Origin of the sequence: Pseudomonas cerasi, assembly GCF_027983475.1 — a bacterium.
GTDB lineage: Bacteria > Pseudomonadota > Gammaproteobacteria > Pseudomonadales > Pseudomonadaceae > Aquipseudomonas > Aquipseudomonas cerasi.
This window is the reverse complement of record NZ_JAQJVM010000001.1, coordinates 1,724,901-1,742,307: the sequence shown is the minus strand read 5'-3', so window position 1 is coordinate 1,742,307 and position 17,407 is coordinate 1,724,901. Positions and strand designations below refer to the sequence as shown.

Below are 17,407 nucleotides of genomic sequence, written 5' to 3'. Positions count from 1 at the left end.
CTTGAGTCATCCTGCCATGAAGATCGCCGTGCTTGGCCTGGCCTTGTGCACGGCGATAACCGCCCTCGCTCAGGACAAACCGGCGGACTTTGCCAGCCAGACGCCGCTGAGCCTGAGCGGCGAAGGGCCGTGGTATCGCATCGAGTTGCCGCTTGCCGTCCAGTTGAATGCCCGGCAGACCGATCTGAGCGATGTACGTGTGTTCAATGCCGAGGGCCAGCCGCAGGCTTACTCGATCACGCCGCGCCAACCCGCCCCCGAACAGGAGCCGGTGCCGATTGAGGTCAACTGGTTCGCCCTGTACAGCACACAGGAATCAGCCGACGCCGCGCCGGTCATCCGTATCGAGCGCTCCAGCAACGGCAGCGTGATCGAGGTCCAGCCACAAAGCGATATCGAAGCGGGCGAAGAAGTGCTGCGCGGCTGGTTGCTGGACACCAGCGCAATCAAGGCTCCGCTGGAGCAGTTGGTTATCGACTGGAGCACCGAGCGGGAGGGCTTCCAGAACTTCAGCATTGAAGCCAGTGATGACCTGCAGCACTGGCGCAACTGGGGCGAGGGACAGGTTGCACGGCTGTCGTTTGCCGACGAAGTGGTCGAACAGCGCGAAGTCGGCCTGCCCGGCCAGAGCGCGCGCTATCTGCGCCTGCTGTGGCATTCCCCGCACAGTGCGCCGCTGCTGATCTCTGCGCACCTGCTGAGTGCCAGCAGCGACACTCCAGCCACGCCGCTGACCTGGTCGCCACCGGTCAAGGGCAGCGTCGAAAGCCCCAACGAGTATGTCTGGCAACTGCCCACCGGCTTGCCGATAGGCCGCGTCAGGATCGACATCACCCAGCCCAACAGCCTGGCACCGGCGACGCTCTACGGCCGGCTCGATGCCGGGCAGCCCTGGCAGCCAATCAGCAGCGGCCTGCTGTATCGGTTGTCGCAGAACAACAGCGATGTCCTGCAGGACCAGTTGCAATTGTCCGGACGCATCGTTCGGCAGCTCAAGCTGGTGGTGGATGATCGCGGCGGCGGACTGGGCAGTGAAGCGCCGCAGTTGAGTGTGGCCGTGCCTGCCACGGAGGTGGTGTTCCTGGCGCGCGGTAACGGGCCCTTCACCCTGGCAATCGGCAACCCAAGCGTCAAGGCTGCCAACCTGTCGCTGGCCACGCTGATTCCCGACCTGAGCCCGGAGAAGCTCGCGACTCTCGGCACAGCAAGCCCGGCCACGGCTACCGTGGCCAACATGGCCGCTGCGCCGATCGCCGTGCAACAAACTACTGACTTCAAACGCCTGGGGCTTTGGGCCCTTCTGCTGCTTGGCGTGGTGTTCCTTGGCTGGATGGCATTCAGCACGCTGCGCGCTGCAAAACGCTAAAACGGGCGGCCTGTCAGGTGCGGTTCGCCTGACATCTGAACTGAAACAGTCTTAAGCCAGTCTCATAGCAGTATTACGTCGCCACTCGCGTTAAACTGCGCGGGTTTTCATACCCCCTATTTTCGGAGCTATCCATGTCCCGCGTTACACTAAGTCGTTACTTGATTGAGCAGACTCGCAGCAACAACACCCCTGCCGATCTGCGCTTCCTGATCGAAGTTGTGGCGCGCGCATGCAAGGAAATCAGCCACGCCGTCTCCAAGGGCGCGCTGGGTGGCGTACTGGGCAGCATGGGCACCGAAAACGTGCAGGGCGAAGTGCAGAAAAAGCTCGATGTGATCTCCAACGAGATTCTGCTCGAAGCCAACGAATGGGGCGGTCACCTGGCCGGCATGGCTTCCGAAGAAATGGACAACGCCTACCAGATCCCGGGCAAATACCCGAAGGGTGCCTACCTGCTGGTTTTCGACCCATTGGACGGCTCGTCGAACATCGACATCAACGCACCGGTCGGCACGATCTTCTCGGTACTGCGCTGCCCGAACGAATACCTGAGCCAGAACGAAGCGCTGAATGAAAAGGCCTTCCTGCAGCCAGGCACCGAACAGGTCGCCGCCGGTTACGCCATCTACGGTCCGCAAACCATGCTGGTCCTGACCCTGGGCGATGGCGTGAAAGGCTTCACCCTGGACCGTGAAATGGGCAGCTTCGTGCTGACTCACGAAGACATCACCATCCCGGAGTCCACTCAGGAGTTCGCGGTCAACATGTCCAACCAGCGTCACTGGGAAGCCCCGGTACAGCGCTACGTGAGCGAGCTGCTGGCCGGTGAAGACGGTCCGCTGAAAAAGAACTACAACATGCGCTGGGTCGCGGCGATGGTTGCCGACGTGCACCGTATCCTGACCCGTGGCGGCCTGTTCATGTACCCGCGCGACAGCCGCGAGCCTTCCAAGCCGGGCAAGCTGCGCCTGATGTACGAAGCCAACCCGATGTCCTTCCTGGTAGAACAGGCTGGCGGCGCGTCCACCGACGGCCATCAGCGCATTCTCGACATTCAGCCTGAAGGCCTGCACCAGCGCGTAGCGGTGTACTTGGGTTCCAAGGAAGAAGTCGAGCGTGCCACCGCGTATCACAAGGCGTAAGACGCCTTCTGCACCGGTAGTGATCGGGCCATGCTCGATCACTGCCGAGTGAGCCAATGCTCTGAAACACGAGCAGTCAGCCATTCGCTCAGCCCCGTCTGCGGGCCAACTATCTGATCCTCGGCACAAATCCTTGCGCCGTCCGGGAACCAGAGTCCCTTTTTCTCTTCTAAGCTTGCGGTACTGCGCCAGCGCCAGACTGCACCGGCTTGCACTGCGACGCGACCCCCTTCCGTTCAGGAGCTACATCCATGTCCTTGCGTTCTGTCGCGTTACTCTCGTTCTGCGTCCTGCTGGCTGCCTGCAGCAAGATCACTCAGGAAAACTATTCCAAACTGTCCGCTGGCATGCCCAAGGCTCAAGTCGAGTCCTTGCTGGGCAGCCCGACGGAATGTTCGGGTGCCTTGGGCATGTCGAGCTGCACCTGGGGCGACCAGAACACCTTTATCAGCGTGCAATACGCAGCGGACAAGGTGGTGCTGTTCTCGGGTCAGGGTCTGAAATAACCCATGATCAAGGTACTGGTACGTTTTGGAATTTGTGTCATGGCCAGCTTTTTGGCCATCGGTTTTGCCCACTCGGCTGACAACCTCGAGCCAAAGACTGTAGGTAACGTCGACCTCAAGCAGTATCAGGGTACCTGGTACGAGATCGCCCGCTTGCCGATGTTTTTCCAGCGCAAGTGCGCTCAGTCCGAGGCGCGTTACACGCTCAAGGACGACGGCAACATCGCAGTGACCAACCGCTGCCGCACGATTGAAGGCAAGTGGGAAGAAGCAACGGGTACGGCTTCGCCGCAGGTTGCGGGCAAGACCGACAAACTGTGGGTTGTGTTCGACAATTGGTTCTCGCGCCTGCTGCCCAGCGTCGCCAAGGGTGATTACTGGATTCTGGACGTCAGCGAAGGCTACCGTACCGCCGTGGTCGGCAACCCGGATCGCAAATACCTGTGGCTGCTGTCGCGTACACCGACCGTCTCCGCATCGGTCAGGGAAGACATGCTGAGCAAGGCCCGCCAGCAAGGCTACGACACCTCACGCCTGATCTGGCGCGAGGATGACTCGAAGATCGGCAAGGGCGAGAAGTAACCAGGCTGGAACAAGCGTCCGCAAGAACACTATCGTGCCCATGCTCCGCGTGGGCACGCCGTTCTGGACGCTCTGCGTCCTCTCTTGCATCAGCCGAGCAATTCCCTCAACACCTGCGCGAACTCGCGGTTGCTTTGTTGTTCTGCGGCGTGTCGCCCCTCACGTATGACCCATCGCCCGTTGACCGCCACGTCGCGGATCTGCCGGTCGCTGCCGGCGAACAGCCAGCGGTTGAGGATGGCGTCTTCCGAGGCCGTGGCGATGTACGGGTCATTGCCATCCAGCACCAGCCAGTCGGCGCGTTGACCCACTTGCAGCGTACCAATCTGCTGCCCCAATGCCTGCGCGCCACCGGCAAGTGCAGCGTCATATAGCGTGCGGCCAACCATGGGCTGATCGCTGCGATACAGCCGGTTGCGGCGCTGATCGCGCAGACGCTGGCCGTATTCCAGCCAGCGCAGTTCCTCGACCACACTGAGCGAGACGTGACTGTCCGAGCCGATTCCCCAGCGACCGCCCTGAGCAATGTAGTCCACCGCCGGAAAGATCCCGTCGCCGAGGTTGGCCTCGGTGGTCAGGCATAACCCGGCCACCGCGCCGCTTTGCGCCATCAGAGCCACTTCATCCGCCTCGGCATGGGTCGCATGGACCAGGCACCAGCGGTTATCCACAGGCACGTTTTCATACAGCCATTGCAACGGGCGCCGACCGCTCCAGCTCAGGCAGTCATCGACTTCCTTCTGCTGCTCCGCGATATGAATATGCACCGGACACTGCCGGTCGCTGGCCGCCAGCACCTCACTGATCTGCTGCGGCGTCACCGCGCGCAGCGAGTGGAAGCAAAGACCGAGTTGCTGGGCAGGCTGAGCCGCCAGAACCGGACGCAGACGAGCCTGCACATCCAGATAGCTGTCGGTACTGTGGATAAAACGCCGCTGGCCTTCGTTGGGTGCCTGCCCGCCAAAGCCGGAATGGCTGTACAGCACCGGCAGCAAGGTCAGGCCGATACCGACCGAACCGGCCGCCTGGCTGATCTGCAGCGCGAGCTCGGCAGGATCGGCATAGGGCTTGCCGTCACTGTCCTGATGCACGTAATGAAATTCGGCCACCGAGGTGTAGCCGCCCTTGAGCATCTCGATGTACAGCTGACGAGCGATAACGCCCAACTGCTGCGGGCTGATGCGCCCCACCAGGCGATACATGAGATCGCGCCAGGTCCAGAAACTGTCGTTGGGGTTGCCGGCCACTTCCGCAAGCCCGGCCATTGCACGCTGGAACGCGTGGGAGTGCAGGTTAGGCATGCCAGGCAGCAAAGGCCCGCTGACTTTCTCGGCGCCCTGCTGAGCGGCATCGGCCTCGACGCGGGTCAAAATACCGTCCTGACTGACCTCCAGACGCACATTGCTGGCCCAGCCGTCGGGGAGTAACGCGCGCTCGGCAAAGAAGGCTGACATTGACTTCACACCTCATCACTGTAATTTGTATATACATATACAGACGTTTCAGCGACCGGTAAACCGCCTGCACGCTTGCCGAGCAGCAGGTTAATGGTTAGCGTGAGCGCTTTGCAGCGTCTGAATGCGCTCGAAAACACCGTCTCGAACAACAAGGACTCCCACGTGTCGACTCCGCCCGCCGCTTCTTCCCTGGCAGCCCAGATGGGCGAAAGTCCCGCACCCTTGTACGCCCGCGTGAAACAGATGATCGCTCTGCAGATTCAGAACGGCACCTGGCCGCCGCATCACCGTGTGCCGTCGGAAAGCGAACTGGTGACGCAACTGGGCTTCAGCCGCATGACCATAAACCGGGCACTGCGCGAGCTGACCGCCGAGGGCCTGCTGGTGCGCATGCAGGGCGTCGGCACCTTTGTCGCCGAGCCCAAGAGCCAGTCGGCGCTGTTCGAAGTGCATAACATTGCCGACGAGATTGCCGCGCGCGGCCATCGCCACACGTGCAAGGTCATGGTCCTCAAGGAGGAAGCCGCTGGCTCCGAGCGCGCCCTGGCGCTGGACATGCGCGAAGGCCAGCGGGTTTTCCACTCGCTGATCGTGCATTACGAGAACGACATCCCGGTGCAGATCGAGGACCGCTTCGTGAACGCCCAGGTCGCTCCGGACTACCTCCGGCAGGACTTTACCCTGCAGACGCCTTACGCCTACCTCTCGCAGGTTGCGCCGCTCACCGAAGGTGAGCATGTGGTCGAGGCGATTCTCGCCGAAGCCGATGAATGCAGGCTGTTGCAGATTGAGGCGGGGGAGCCCTGCCTGCTGATTCGCCGTCGGACCTGGTCTGGTCGTCAGCCGGTTACCGCTGCGCGCCTGATCCACCCCGGCTCCCGTCATCGCCTGGAAGGACGCTTTACCAAATGAGCCAGACCCGCATTTTGCGCGCCGTCGACTACCCGCGCATGCCGTGGAAAAACGGCGGTGGCAGCACGGAAGAGATCGCTCGCGACGCAGGCCAGGATCTGGACGGTTTCGGTTGGCGGCTGTCGATTGCCGACATCGAAACCTCGGGCGGCTTTTCGGTGTTCGCCGGTTATCAACGCATCATCACCGTCCTGCAGGGCACGGGCATGACGCTGGACGTGGATGGTCTGAGCAGTCGTCCGCTGCTGCCATCGGACCCGTTCGCATTCAGCGGTGACAGCCAGGTCAATTGCACCTTGCTGGACGGGCCGATTCGCGATTTCAACCTGATCTACGCCCCACACCGCTACACTGCACGTCTGCACTGGATAGACGTGCGTCACCCGCAACGCTTGTTCAGCTCTGCCAGCACCCTGGTGCTGTTCAGTATGGCCGAGCAAGTGGCGATCAGCGTCGACAGCCAGCCGTGGGAAATTCTTGGCAAACACGATTGCGCTCAGGTGGACAATGCTGGCGGTCTGCTCGAAGTCGAACTGCAATCGCCTCGCGCCAGCCGTTGCTGCCTGATTGAGCTCACTGCCACAGGCCAGTAACCGCATTCCTGGCATTACGATAAAAAAGTGCTTCGTTTCAAGGACAACCATGACTCAAGTTCCGAACCGGGAAACGCCCAGAGGCATTGCCGTCCTCGCACGCTTCCTCGCCTCCGAATCAGCTGGTGGCATCGTGTTGATGGCCGCTGCGCTGGCGGCATTGATCGTTGCCAACTCGCCTCTTTCTGCCGGCTATTTCTCGATCCTGCACAGCGTCTGGCTGGGCCTCTCGGTCGAGCTGTGGATCAACGACGGGCTGATGGCGATCTTCTTCCTGATGGTCGGCCTGGAGATCAAACGTGAAGTCCTCGCCGGTGGTCTGGCGACCTGGGGGCAACGAGCCCTGCCCGGCTTTGCAGCGGCAGGCGGCATGCTGGTGCCTGCGCTGATCTACATCGCGATCAATTGGGGCAATCCGCAGACCCTGAGCGGCTGGGCGATCCCGGCAGCCACCGACATCGCCTTTGCTCTCGGCGTGCTGTCGCTGCTCGGCAACCGGGTGCCGACCTCGCTGAAGGTGTTTCTGGCCGCGCTGGCGATCCTCGACGATCTGGGCGCCGTGACGATCATCGCCTTCTTCTACAGCTCCGGTCTGAACCTGCCGATGCTGGCAGCCGCTTTCGTGACCTTGGCGGTGCTGATCGTCATGAATCGTTTGAACGTGCGCCGTCTGTTGCCCTATCTGCTGCTCGGCGCGCTGCTGTGGTTCTTCGTCCTGCAATCGGGCGTACACGCCACGCTGGCCGGTGTCGCCCTGGCGCTGTGCATCCCGATGGGCAAGCCCGAGGAAGAAGCCCGCTCGCCGCTGCTGTTCCTCGAAGAAAAGATGCACTACTGGGTGGCCTTCGCCGTGGTGCCGATCTTTGGTTTTGCCAATGCGGGCGTGTCGCTGGCCGGCATTACCCTGGGCAACCTGGTCGATCCTGTGCCGCTGGGCGTTGCGCTGGGGCTGTTCGTGGGCAAGCAGATCGGCGTGTTTCTCGCCGCCGTGCTGGCCATCCGCGCCGGGCTGGCGGTGTTGCCGGAGGGCAGCAACTGGGTGCAACTGTACGGCGTGGCGATTCTGTGCGGCATCGGTTTCACCATGAGCCTGTTCATCGGCAACCTGGCGTTCCCCGGCTCGCAACACCTGATCGACGAGGTGAAGGTCGGCGTACTGATCGGCTCGGGTCTGGCCGCGATTGCCGGGATTGTGCTGCTGCGCAGCCGTTTCAGCCGGCGCTGAAAAATATTTTCAAATCACTGCATCCAGATGGGTTTCTCGCGGGTAGTACATTCAGCAGCCACTTCGAGTTGCTGAGCGCGGTTAAACCTTCTGGAGATTTCTGCATGAACGCAAAACGCTTGCTCTGCCTTGCTGGTACCACTCTGGCCTTCACTTGCCTGTCGTCTGTTGCCATGGCTCAGACCGACCTCCCCGAAAGCGTACGTGTGCCGGCTGGCAACAAGGTCGGCATGCAAACCACCGGGGTTGGCGAGATCACCTACGAGTGCCGCGCCAAGGCCAACATGCCCAACGAAATGGAGTGGGCGTTCGTCGGTCCCAAAGCAGTGCTCAACGACAAGAGCGGCAAACAGGTCGGCACCTACTACGGCCCACCTGCCACCTGGGAAGCCAAAGACGGTTCCAAAATAACCGGCACTCAAGTCGCCGTGGCCCCTTCGAGCGCTGGCAACCTGCCGTACCAGCTGGTCAAGGCCAACCCGGCCGAAGGCAAGGGCGCAATGACCGGCGTCACGTACATTCAGCGTGTAGCCCTGAAAGGCGGCGTTGCCCCGGCTAAAGCCTGCGCAGAGAGCAACAAGGGCGCGAAGGAAGTGGTCAAGTATCAGGCCGACTACCTGTTCTGGACTGCAAGCTGATAGCCATCATTCACCGGGTGACTGCGCAGCCAGTGGTCTATGCTGCTGCGCGGGAGCCTCGTGATGTCAACGAGGCAGTAGTCTTCCATTGATGGCGGATCATCTTGTCTTCGCACGAATCTCTCTTTGATTACGAAGCGACGTTGCAGGCCTGCGCTCGCGGTGAAAAGCAGGCCTTGCAGCGTCTCTATCAACAGGAAAGCGCCCGGTTGCTCGGCGTCGCTCAGCGCTTGGTGCGTGACCGCGCGCTGGCCGAAGACATCGTGCATGACGCGTTCCTGAAAATCTGGTCCCACGCGGCCAGCTTCGATGCCTCGCGTGGTTCGGCACGTGGCTGGATCTTCAGCGTGACCCGCCACCTGGCGCTCAACACATTGCGCAATACGGCTCGCGAAGTGCGTGTCGAGGACGACGGCAGTGAAGATCATCATGAACAGGCGACACTGGAAGGCTGGCAGGAAATCGGCGATGCCTTCGATTGGCAGGTCAATCCAGGACGGATCACGTCATGCCTGGAGCAGTTGGAGCCGGTAAGACGCAACTGTGTTTTTCACGCGTACGTGGACGGTTATTCGCATCAGGAAATCGCGCAGAAAATTGGCGCGCCATTGGGGACGGTCAAAGCCTGGATCAAGCGTAGCCTGACGGCTTTGCGGGAGTGCATGGGATGACCCGGCCTTTAGACGACAACATTCACGAGCTGGCGGGCGAGTATGTACTCGGCACGCTCTCGGCGCAGAAGCGGCTCGAGGTAGAGCGTCGCCTGTCGCGCGAGCCCGACCTGCAGGCCGCCGTCGATGCCTGGGAACAGCGTCTGCTGCCCCTGACCGAACTGGCCGAACCGGTGATGCCCTCGCCCGGCCTGTGGGATCGTATCGAACGTAACCTGCTGGACATGACCGCGCCTGCCAGCACGCCGCAAAGACCGCGCGTTCGCTGGTGGGACAACCTGTCGATCTGGCGCGGCCTGGCCGGAGCAGGCCTGGCTGCTTCACTGGTACTGGGCATGACGCTGCTGACCCGCGCACCGGCGCAACCGTCTTATCTGGTGGTCCTCGTAGGACCGCAGGACAAGGCTCCCGGCTGGGTCGTGCAGGCCAGTAACCCGCAGGAAATACAGCTTATCCCGCTGGGCGTGTTCGAGGTTCCGACCGACAAGGCGCTGGAGTTCTGGACCAAGGGTGACGACTGGCAAGGCCCGGTTTCGCTTGGGCTGGTCAAGCCGGGAGAGAGCCTGCATGTGCCGCTGGATAAACTGCCGCCGCTGCAACCCAACCAGTTGTTCGAGCTGACACTGGAGAAATCCACTGGCTCGCCAATCGGCAAACCCACCGGGCCGATTCAGTTCATCGGCCGGGCGGTGAAGGTGATCTGACGCGAAGGCCGCTTACTTGCGGCTGCAGTCGTCCTGTTGCAGCAGGTTGGCCTGGGTCAGGTTGCAGTCTGCCGGTACGCTGCGCGTCAGCCAGACATTGCCGCCGATGGTCGAACCCTTGCCGATGGTAATGCGGCCCAGAATGGTCGCACCCGCATAGATCACCACGTCGTCTTCAACGATTGGATGCCGTGCGTGGCCTTTCTGCAACTGACCGTCCTCGTCCGACGGGAAGCGCTTGGCGCCCAGGGTCACGGCCTGATAGATCCGCACCCGCTCGCCGATGATCGCGGTTTCGCCAATCACCACGCCTGTTCCGTGATCGATAAAGAAGCTCGGGCCGATCTGCGCACCCGGATGAATATCGATACCAGTCGCCGAATGGGCGATTTCCGAGCTGATACGCGCCAGCAACGGCAAGCCGGCGCGATACAGATAATGCGCCAGCCGATGGTGGATCACCGCCAGAATGCCGGGATAGCACAGCAGCACTTCATCGACACTGCGCGCCGCAGGGTCGCCGTGATAGGCGGCCAGCACGTCGGTGTCCAGCAGCAGACGAATACCCGGCAGGGCCATGGCGAAACCCTGGATCAGCTCGAGTGCTCGCGCATCGATGCTCTTCAGGTCACCGCCCTGCTGATGGGCCACGTAGCGCAATTCAAGCCGGGCCTGAGCCAGCAGTGCGTTGAGCGCCACATCCAGCGTATGGCCGACATAGAAGTCCTCGCTTTCCTCACGCAGGTCCACCGGGCCCAGACGCATCGGGAACAGTGCGCCGCTCAAGGCTTCAAGAATCTCGCCCATGGCCGCACGCGAAGGCAGCTCACGCCCACCGTGTTCACCGCTCACTCGCCTGTTGCGAGCCCGCCAGTCTTCACGCGCGCTGCGCAACTGGCTGACGATGCGCTGCAACTGCCAGTGGCTGGAGCGGCCGTCGGCGGACGCTTCTGGAATATCGCTCACGCTTGACTCTCCTTGATGTGAAGGGTGGCGACCGACAGTACGGGCCGCTGCTGTTGCCACTCTACGGCAAACATTCAGACGAAAAAAACAACAATTTCTGTCGGAATACACGAAGAGAGCCGTGCGCACAGATAAGTTGCCGTGCGAGAAACGTCTGCCTATAGTCCGCTGACTCTTTACACGGCTTATCGACCACCATGATCAAAAATCAGCTTGCCCGCTTCAATCGCCTGGACCTGATCAGCGCGCCAACGGCTCTGGAAAAGCTCGAGCGCCTGTCGGTCTGGGCAGATCGTGATATCTACATCAAGCGGGATGACACCACGACGCTGGCCCTGGGCGGCAACAAGGTGCGCAAACTCGAGTACCTGGCCGCCGATGCGCTGGCCCAGGGTGCCGACACACTGATCACCGCCGGGGCCATCCAGTCCAACCATGTCCGCCAGACCGCAGCGCTGGCCGCGCGCCTGGGCCTGGGCTGTGTGGCGCTGCTGGAAAACCCCATCGGCACCGAAGACCCCAGTTACCTGAAAAACGGCAACCGCCTGCTGCTGGAGCTGTTCGATGCCAAGGTCGAGCTGGTGGAAAACCTCGACAACGCCGACGAGCAACTGCACGCCCTGGCGGCACGCCTGCGTTCCAGCGGCAAAAAGCCTTATCTGGTGCCCATCGGTGGCTCGAGCCCGGTGGGGGCGCTGGGTTATGTGCGCGCCGGGCTGGAACTGGCCGAGCAGATCAAGCAAACCGGTATCGAGTTTGCTGCCGTCGTTCTGGCCTCCGGCAGTGCCGGCACGCACAGCGGTATAGCGCTGGCTCTGGCTCACGAGCTGCCGCAATTGCCGGTCATCGGCGTGACCGTGTCGCGCAGTGAAGAAGCACAGTTGCCCAAGGTTCAGGGCCTGGCCGAGCGCACCGCAGAGTTGCTCGGCGCTCCGTTGCCCGAACACTTCAAGGTCGAACTGTGGGATGAGTATTTCGCGCCACGGTATGGCGAACCGAATGCCGGCACGCTGTCAGCTATCAAGCTGGTGGCCAGCCACGAAGGGCTGTTGCTCGACCCGGTCTACACCGGCAAGGCCATGTCCGGTCTGCTCGATGGTATCGGTCGTCAACGCTTTAACGACGGCCCACTGATCTTTCTGCACACCGGCGGTGCGCCAGCGCTGTTTGCCTATCCGGATGCGTTCGACCAGTGACGTTTCAGCCAACGGGTCCTTTATGCTTTTGTCGAGGGAAAATAACTTTTTTTGTTATTTTTCCTCATAAGCTGATGGCTATATAGTCGCGCCCGGCAGACCACAACGCTTAACCTTATACCTGACGTAACTGCCTGAAAAAAAGCTGAATAATCAGCACGAAGTTGCTTGAGTCGGGTCAGAAAATGGCCAGACACTTCCATACCAACAAGGGGCTTGCATGAACATTTCCGCTATTCGTCGTACGTTTCTTTTCTCGGCAATGGGCTTGATGCTCAATGCCGGTATCGCCGGGCAAGCCATGGCTGGCGAGCAACTGCAGAAAATCAAGGACAGCGGTACGCTCAATGTAGGCCTGGAAGGCACTTACCCACCGTTCAGCTTCGTCGATGAGAGCGGCAAGCTCACCGGCTTCGAAGTCGAGTTTTCCGAAGCGCTGGCCAAGGAACTGGGCGTGAAGGCCAAGATCCAGCCGTCGAAATGGGATGGCATCCTGGCCGCTCTGGACTCCAAGCGTCTGGACGTGGTGATCAACCAGGTGACCATCTCCGACGAGCGCAAGAAGAAGTACGACTTCTCCGAGCCCTACACCGTGTCCGGCATTCAGGCGCTGGTTCTGAAGACGAACGAAGACAAGATCAAGACAGCCACAGACCTGACCGGCAAGAAGGTCGGTGTGGGCCTGGGCACCAACTACGAGGAATGGCTCAAGGCGAACGTTCCGGGCGCGATCGTCAAAACCTATGACGATGACCCGAGCAAGATCCAGGACCTGAGTGTAGGTCGTATCGATGCGATCCTCGTTGACCGTCTGGCCGCCCTGGAAATGGCTGCCAAAACGAAAAACAAACTCGTCCCTGCAGGCGACGCCTTCTCCCGCCAGGAATCGGGCATTGCCCTGCGCAAAGGCGAGCCTGAATTGCTGGCGGCCATCGACAAGGCCATCGACAAGCTGCGTGCCGACGGTACGCTGAAGAAATTGTCGGAAAAGTACTTCAACGCTGACGTCACCAAATGATTGAAGAGAGCCTTCAGCTCGCGCTGGACTCCGCGCCCTTCCTCCTCAAGGGCGCGTACTACACCGTCTTCCTCAGTATTGGCGGGATGTTTTTCGGTTTGCTGCTGGGCTTCGGCCTGGCCTTGATGCGCCTCTCGCGCATCAAACCGGTGAACTGGATAGCACGCATCTACGTGTCGTTCTTTCGCGGCACGCCCTTGCTGGTGCAGCTGTTCGTGATTTATTACGGCCTGCCGGAGCTGGGTATCCAGCTCGAACCGCTGAGCGCTGCGCTGATCGGTTTTTCCCTGAACATGGCCGCTTACGCCTGCGAAATCCTGCGCGCGGCCATCAGTTCGGTGGAGCGCGGCCAGTGGGAAGCCGCGGCCAGTATCGGCATGACCCGCTGGCAGACCATGCGTCGGGCGATCCTCCCGCAGGCCGCACGCACCGCATTGCCGCCACTGGGCAACAGCTTCATCTCGCTGGTCAAGGACACGGCGCTGGCAGCCACCATCCAGGTGCCGGAGCTGTTCCGTCAGGCGCAGTTGATCACCGCACGCACCTTCGAAATTTTCACCATGTACCTGGCCGCTGCACTGATCTACTGGATCCTTGCCACGGCGCTCTCGCACCTGCAAAACAAGCTGGAAGCCAGGGTCAACCGGCACGATCTGGAGACCTGACACATGATAGTGGTTGAAAAACTCACCAAGGCATTCAAGGGCAATGAGGTGCTCAAGGGCATCGATCTGCGTATCGAAGCCGGGGAAGTGGTGGCCATCATCGGGCCCAGCGGCTCGGGCAAGACCACCCTGCTGCGCTGCCTGAATCTGCTGGAAACGCCTGACAGCGGCAGGATCAAGGTCGGTGACATCGAGATTGATGGCACCCGCTCCATGAACCAGCAACAGGGGTTGATCCGCCAGTTGCGTCAGCAGGTCGGGTTCGTGTTTCAGAACTTCAATCTGTTTCCGCATCGCACCGCACTGGAAAATGTCATCGAAGGTCCGGTGGTGGTCAAGAAGGTGGCCCGCGAAGCCGCCGAGGCGCTGGGCAGAAAGCTGCTCGCCAAGGTCGGCCTGAGCGGCAAGGAAGACGCTTACCCGCGACGCCTTTCCGGCGGGCAGCAACAGCGCGTGGCGATTGCACGGGCGCTGGCGATGGAGCCGCAAGTGATCCTGTTCGACGAGCCGACCTCGGCTCTGGACCCTGAGCTGGTCGGCGAGGTGCTGACCACCATCCGCGCGCTGGCTGAAGAGAACCGCACCATGGTCATCGTCACTCACGAGATGAGCTTTGCCCGGGACGTCGCCAACCGGGTGATCTTCATCGACAAGGGAGTGATCGTGGAGCAAGGCGAAGCCAAGGCGCTGTTCGCCAACCCGAAAGAAGAACGCACCAGGCAGTTTCTCGAGCGTACCCGCTCCTGATCAGGACGATCAGCATCTGCAAAAAGCAGCGTCCATCCAGCGGCGCTGCTTTTTTCTTACATTTCCGGAAGGATTAATCGTTCAATATCCTTGCTGAATTCCCGCGTAATTTCCCGAAAAATCATCGAAATAATAAAATTAGCCCACGTACTTCCTGCTCCTTGATTCGTAGCCGGGCGCGCCACTGCGCGTCCGTGTTGCCAGACTTTCCCTTCCGGACACTCTGCTGTCGGTTACGGCCTGTTGCCATTGATACTTTGTGGTAGGACGGTTGTTTCGTGAGGAGTCAACGGTTCCAAACACACAGCGTAGGAAGTATCCGGTTTTCAAGTAAACAGTCCTTAAATGCACTTCGCACATTGACAAGTTCCCGCAAAGCCCATTAGCTCACCTACTTCACGCATTTCAGTGGGGCAGTAAAGTTTCAAGCACACCTTTAATACCGTTTGTAATGTTTGCCATAGCTTGGATATTTAAGGTAATTATCCCCCTGCCTGAAACGCACACTTCATTACTTGAACATGACAACTTATGACGATTCTTTACTTGAACCATTGATTATCTGGAGTACCCCGACATGCGTCAAAATACTTGCAACGCCAGCCCCTTGGGCTTGCCTATCCCTTCTGTTCCGCTGGCCAGCCGACATGGCATAGGCGTGAGGAACGCCTCTCAACTCGTTGTTCATGTTGAACCCTATGGCAGCATGGAAGAGGGCGATCTGATCGAACTGTTCTGGGACGGCTGTTACGTCGCGTCAACAATTTTGAAGGCATCCGACGTCGGCAAGCCTGTCGTCCTACGTGTGCCGGAAAGTTTTCTGCAGAATGGCAAGGCGAGAACTTACTACCGGGTCATGAAGATAGGCGGAGTGCCTGTGACCTCGCCCTGCCGCAAGCTATGGGTCAAGCTGAACGCACCGGGAGGGCGGCTGGTCAGCGCCAACACGGAAGAAAACCAGGGGCTGGCGCCACTCTATGTTGCGCCATCGGTCATACGCCACGGACTCTCGCGCAGGCACCTGGAAGGCGGCTTGCCGATGACCATCGAGCCTTATCTGAACATGGCTGTTCACGACGAGATCACCGTGCGCTGGGGTGATCTGCGCATGGACCTGCCGCCGCTCACTGCCGACGATATCGGTGAGCCGGTCGACCTGGTCGTACCGCCTGAGTTGATACGCGAAGGCGGAGACGAACAACGGCTGGAAGTGAGTTACTGTGTTATCGACCGGGTGGGCAACAACTCGCTCTGGGCGCCACCCCGAATAATAAGGATCCAACCGCTGGGCCATTGAATGCCTGACGACGGCAAGTCGGACAAACCGCATCACTCGACAATACTGTTCAATGGACAACACCGCACGGACCATTCTAAAAACGAAGCGTTAGTTATTCACGCTCATTACCTGCATTAAACATTGGCCACGCGTGTAAGAAAGTTCAACGTCGCTCCGGCATACGCCGTGTTTCATCCGTACTTGGCTCTGCGCAGACGTCTAACATCGTGCGTTACGCGAGGTGAGGATATGAAGCGGCATTGGCGACTGACAATAACTGTCTATGCTTATTCCAAAAAGCACGTTTTAAAAACTTTTATACACGCTTAGGGTATATGCACCGGACCACCGGACATCGTGATGTTTTCCAGCCGCACCTGATGCGGCCTACTGCTACGAGGTTCCGATGGTCCCTTTCACAACTACCCCTGTGGATAAACCCAGGGTCGTATCGATTGACGGTGAGCGACGCGAGTCTGATCCGGCGACGGTAGCGACCCAACGCGTCGAGGCTTCACAAGAGCCTGACGCTGCTCCCCGCCTGCTGAAGGCCACCGTGTTGCAAAACGACGCGCAAGCCATTGCAGCAGCCCATGAACTGGCCGCAGCCGCACAGATCAATGCTGCCAATCGTGACAGACAACGTGCCTTGCCATGGGCTGAAATCGAACAGTTCACTCGCAGCGGACTGGGCAGTATTTCCGTCCCGCGCGCATACGGCGGCCCGCAAGTATCGTTCGTCACAGTGGCTGAAGTCTTCCGGATCATTTCTGCTGCCGACCCGGCACTGGGACAAATTCCGCAAAACCAGTTCGGCATTCTGCATCTGCTGCAGGGCAGCGCCACCGAGCAACAGAAGAAAACACTGTTCCAGAGCGTGCTGGACGGTTGGCGCATCGGCAACGCCGGGCCCGAGCGCGGCACCAAAAACACGCTGGAACTCAAGGCACGGATCACCGCCAATGGCGACCGCCTGGCCATCACCGGACAGAAGTTCTACTCCACCGGCGCGTTGTTCGCGCATTGGGTTGCCGTCAAGGCGCTGGATGACCAGGGGCGGCAGATCATGGCCTTCGTCCAGCGTGGCACACCGGGCCTGCGCATCGTTGATGACTGGTCGGGCTTTGGCCAGCGCACCACCGCCAGCGGCACGGTGCTGCTCGACAATGTTCCGGTGGACGCCGGGCTGGTGGTCGATAACTGGCGCCTGTCCCTGACGCCGAACATTCAGGGTGCCGTTTCGCAACTGATCCAGGCCGCCATCGATGCGGGCATAGCGCGCGGGGCCATCGACGATGCGATAGCTTTTGTACGCGAGAAATCCCGTCCGTGGATCGACGCCAACGTCGAGCGCGCCAGCGATGACCTCTATGTGATCGCCGACATCGGCAAGCTGAAACTCGAACTGCACGCCGCAGAAGCGCTGCTGCGCAAGGCGGGCCAGGAACTCGACGAAATCAGCGCTGCGCCTATCGATGAGCAATCGGCAGCCCGCGCCTCCATTGCAGTGGCGCGGGCCAAAGTCCTGACCACCGAGATCTCGCTGCTGGCCAGCGAGAAGCTGTTCGAACTGGCCGGTAGCCGCGCGACCCTGGCCGAGTTCAATCTCGACCGCCACTGGCGCAACGCGCGCGTCCACACCCTGCATGACCCGGTGCGCTGGAAATACCACGCGGTCGGCACGTGGCATTTGAACGGCACCCTGCCTGCTCGCCATTCCTGGATCTGAACCAGACC

Annotated in this window: 18 protein-coding genes; 16 read left to right on the top strand and 2 right to left on the bottom strand. The window is 60.5% G+C overall.

The features are described from left to right. The first annotated feature begins 16 nt into the window (after positions 1-16). The 4 genes from PI739_RS07585 (at position 17) to PI739_RS07570 (ending at position 3,599) form a co-directional block, all read left to right on the top strand. Positions 17-1,366, top strand: a complete 1,350-nt coding sequence (locus PI739_RS07585) for a DUF3999 domain-containing protein (RefSeq protein ID WP_054081250.1) — start codon at positions 17-19, stop codon at positions 1,364-1,366. A 134-nt stretch (positions 1,367-1,500) separates the two neighbouring features. Beyond that, positions 1,501-2,511, top strand: coding sequence for a class 1 fructose-bisphosphatase (locus PI739_RS07580; RefSeq protein WP_003341445.1), 1,011 nt, complete (start codon positions 1,501-1,503; stop codon positions 2,509-2,511). 251 nt (positions 2,512-2,762) lie between these two features. Next, positions 2,763-3,017 carry an outer membrane protein assembly factor BamE domain-containing protein gene (gene bamE / locus PI739_RS07575; protein WP_003403102.1) on the top strand — a complete coding sequence of 85 codons (255 nt, stop codon included), beginning with the start codon at positions 2,763-2,765 and terminating at the stop codon, positions 3,015-3,017. 3 nt (positions 3,018-3,020) lie between these two features. Further along, positions 3,021-3,599, top strand: coding sequence for a lipocalin family protein (locus PI739_RS07570; protein ID WP_003432336.1), 579 nt, complete (start codon positions 3,021-3,023; stop codon positions 3,597-3,599). A gap of 89 nt (positions 3,600-3,688) precedes the next feature. On the opposite strand, the gene PI739_RS07565 is transcribed toward PI739_RS07570, so the two are convergent. Continuing rightward, positions 3,689-5,053, bottom strand: a complete 1,365-nt coding sequence (locus tag PI739_RS07565; protein ID WP_003365936.1) for a formimidoylglutamate deiminase — start codon at positions 5,051-5,053, stop codon at positions 3,689-3,691. Between the two features lie 204 nt (positions 5,054-5,257). Between PI739_RS07565 and hutC the strand changes: the two genes are divergently transcribed. The 6 genes from hutC (at position 5,258) to PI739_RS07535 (ending at position 9,799) form a co-directional block, all read left to right on the top strand. Continuing rightward, a complete protein-coding gene (gene hutC / locus PI739_RS07560; protein WP_161420743.1) occupies positions 5,258-5,968 on the top strand; it encodes a histidine utilization transcriptional repressor HutC in 711 nt (236 codons plus the stop codon). Then, positions 5,965-6,561 (top strand): HutD/Ves family protein, encoded by a 597-nt coding sequence (locus tag PI739_RS07555; RefSeq protein WP_046718835.1) that lies wholly within the window; start codon positions 5,965-5,967, stop codon positions 6,559-6,561. The genes hutC and PI739_RS07555 overlap by 4 nt, the downstream gene beginning before the upstream one ends. A 49-nt stretch (positions 6,562-6,610) precedes the next feature. After that, positions 6,611-7,786, top strand: coding sequence for a Na+/H+ antiporter NhaA (gene nhaA / locus PI739_RS07550; RefSeq protein WP_003432334.1), 1,176 nt, complete (start codon positions 6,611-6,613; stop codon positions 7,784-7,786). A 104-nt stretch (positions 7,787-7,890) separates the two neighbouring features. Then, on the top strand, positions 7,891-8,424 hold the full coding sequence (locus PI739_RS07545; RefSeq protein WP_003365928.1) for a DUF3455 domain-containing protein: 534 nt from the start codon (positions 7,891-7,893) through the stop codon (positions 8,422-8,424). A 104-nt stretch (positions 8,425-8,528) separates the two neighbouring features. Beyond that, entirely contained in the window at positions 8,529-9,095 is a 567-nt protein-coding gene (locus tag PI739_RS07540) for a sigma-70 family RNA polymerase sigma factor (protein ID WP_003365926.1), read from the top strand. Continuing rightward, positions 9,092-9,799, top strand: coding sequence for an anti-sigma factor (locus PI739_RS07535; RefSeq protein ID WP_003432333.1), 708 nt, complete (start codon positions 9,092-9,094; stop codon positions 9,797-9,799). Before PI739_RS07540 ends, PI739_RS07535 begins: the two co-directional genes overlap by 4 nt. A 12-nt stretch (positions 9,800-9,811) precedes the next feature. On the opposite strand, the gene epsC is transcribed toward PI739_RS07535, so the two are convergent. Beyond that, on the bottom strand, positions 9,812-10,765 hold the full coding sequence (gene epsC / locus PI739_RS07530; protein WP_003432332.1) for a serine O-acetyltransferase EpsC: 954 nt from the start codon (positions 10,763-10,765) through the stop codon (positions 9,812-9,814). 197 nt (positions 10,766-10,962) lie between these two features. Between epsC and PI739_RS07525 the strand changes: the two genes are divergently transcribed. From PI739_RS07525 to PI739_RS07500, 6 genes are all read left to right on the top strand, one after another. Beyond that, positions 10,963-11,961, top strand: coding sequence for a D-cysteine desulfhydrase (locus tag PI739_RS07525; protein ID WP_054081249.1), 999 nt, complete (start codon positions 10,963-10,965; stop codon positions 11,959-11,961). 220 nt (positions 11,962-12,181) lie between these two features. Next, complete coding sequence (gene tcyJ, locus PI739_RS07520; RefSeq protein ID WP_003432330.1) at positions 12,182-12,979, top strand: cystine ABC transporter substrate-binding protein; 798 nt, start codon at positions 12,182-12,184, stop codon at positions 12,977-12,979. Further along, positions 12,976-13,644 (top strand): cystine ABC transporter permease, encoded by a 669-nt coding sequence (gene tcyL, locus PI739_RS07515; protein WP_003341471.1) that lies wholly within the window; start codon positions 12,976-12,978, stop codon positions 13,642-13,644. The genes tcyJ and tcyL overlap by 4 nt, the downstream gene beginning before the upstream one ends. A gap of 3 nt (positions 13,645-13,647) precedes the next feature. Then, positions 13,648-14,391: an L-cystine ABC transporter ATP-binding protein TcyN gene (gene tcyN, locus PI739_RS07510; protein ID WP_004409156.1), complete on the top strand. Its 744-nt coding sequence runs from the start codon at positions 13,648-13,650 to the stop codon at positions 14,389-14,391. Between the two features lie 577 nt (positions 14,392-14,968). Then, a complete protein-coding gene (locus tag PI739_RS07505; RefSeq protein WP_024661618.1) occupies positions 14,969-15,688 on the top strand; it encodes a hypothetical protein in 720 nt (239 codons plus the stop codon). 388 nt (positions 15,689-16,076) lie between these two features. Further along, complete coding sequence (locus PI739_RS07500) at positions 16,077-17,399, top strand: SfnB family sulfur acquisition oxidoreductase (protein WP_074806641.1); 1,323 nt, start codon at positions 16,077-16,079, stop codon at positions 17,397-17,399. The last annotated feature ends 8 nt before the right edge of the window (positions 17,400-17,407 follow it).

What these genes read in the sequence shown, in the direction of transcription:
- PI739_RS07585 (WP_054081250.1), top strand. Translation starts at nt 17, where the DNA reads ATGAAGATCGCCGTGCTTGGCCTGGCCTTGTGCACGGCGATAACCGCC.
- PI739_RS07580 (WP_003341445.1), top strand. Translation starts at nt 1,501, where the DNA reads ATGTCCCGCGTTACACTAAGTCGTTACTTGATTGAGCAGACTCGCAGC.
- bamE (WP_003403102.1), top strand. Translation starts at nt 2,763, where the DNA reads ATGTCCTTGCGTTCTGTCGCGTTACTCTCGTTCTGCGTCCTGCTGGCT.
- PI739_RS07570 (WP_003432336.1), top strand. Translation starts at nt 3,021, where the DNA reads ATGATCAAGGTACTGGTACGTTTTGGAATTTGTGTCATGGCCAGCTTT.
- PI739_RS07565 (WP_003365936.1), bottom strand. Translation starts at nt 5,053, where the DNA reads ATGTCAGCCTTCTTTGCCGAGCGCGCGTTACTCCCCGACGGCTGGGCC.
- hutC (WP_161420743.1), top strand. Translation starts at nt 5,258, where the DNA reads ATGGGCGAAAGTCCCGCACCCTTGTACGCCCGCGTGAAACAGATGATC.
- PI739_RS07555 (WP_046718835.1), top strand. Translation starts at nt 5,965, where the DNA reads ATGAGCCAGACCCGCATTTTGCGCGCCGTCGACTACCCGCGCATGCCG.
- nhaA (WP_003432334.1), top strand. Translation starts at nt 6,611, where the DNA reads ATGACTCAAGTTCCGAACCGGGAAACGCCCAGAGGCATTGCCGTCCTC.
- PI739_RS07545 (WP_003365928.1), top strand. Translation starts at nt 7,891, where the DNA reads ATGAACGCAAAACGCTTGCTCTGCCTTGCTGGTACCACTCTGGCCTTC.
- PI739_RS07535 (WP_003432333.1), top strand. Translation starts at nt 9,092, where the DNA reads ATGACCCGGCCTTTAGACGACAACATTCACGAGCTGGCGGGCGAGTAT.
- PI739_RS07525 (WP_054081249.1), top strand. Translation starts at nt 10,963, where the DNA reads ATGATCAAAAATCAGCTTGCCCGCTTCAATCGCCTGGACCTGATCAGC.
- tcyJ (WP_003432330.1), top strand. Translation starts at nt 12,182, where the DNA reads ATGAACATTTCCGCTATTCGTCGTACGTTTCTTTTCTCGGCAATGGGC.
- tcyL (WP_003341471.1), top strand. Translation starts at nt 12,976, where the DNA reads ATGATTGAAGAGAGCCTTCAGCTCGCGCTGGACTCCGCGCCCTTCCTC.
- tcyN (WP_004409156.1), top strand. Translation starts at nt 13,648, where the DNA reads ATGATAGTGGTTGAAAAACTCACCAAGGCATTCAAGGGCAATGAGGTG.
- PI739_RS07505 (WP_024661618.1), top strand. Translation starts at nt 14,969, where the DNA reads ATGCGTCAAAATACTTGCAACGCCAGCCCCTTGGGCTTGCCTATCCCT.
- PI739_RS07500 (WP_074806641.1), top strand. Translation starts at nt 16,077, where the DNA reads ATGGTCCCTTTCACAACTACCCCTGTGGATAAACCCAGGGTCGTATCG.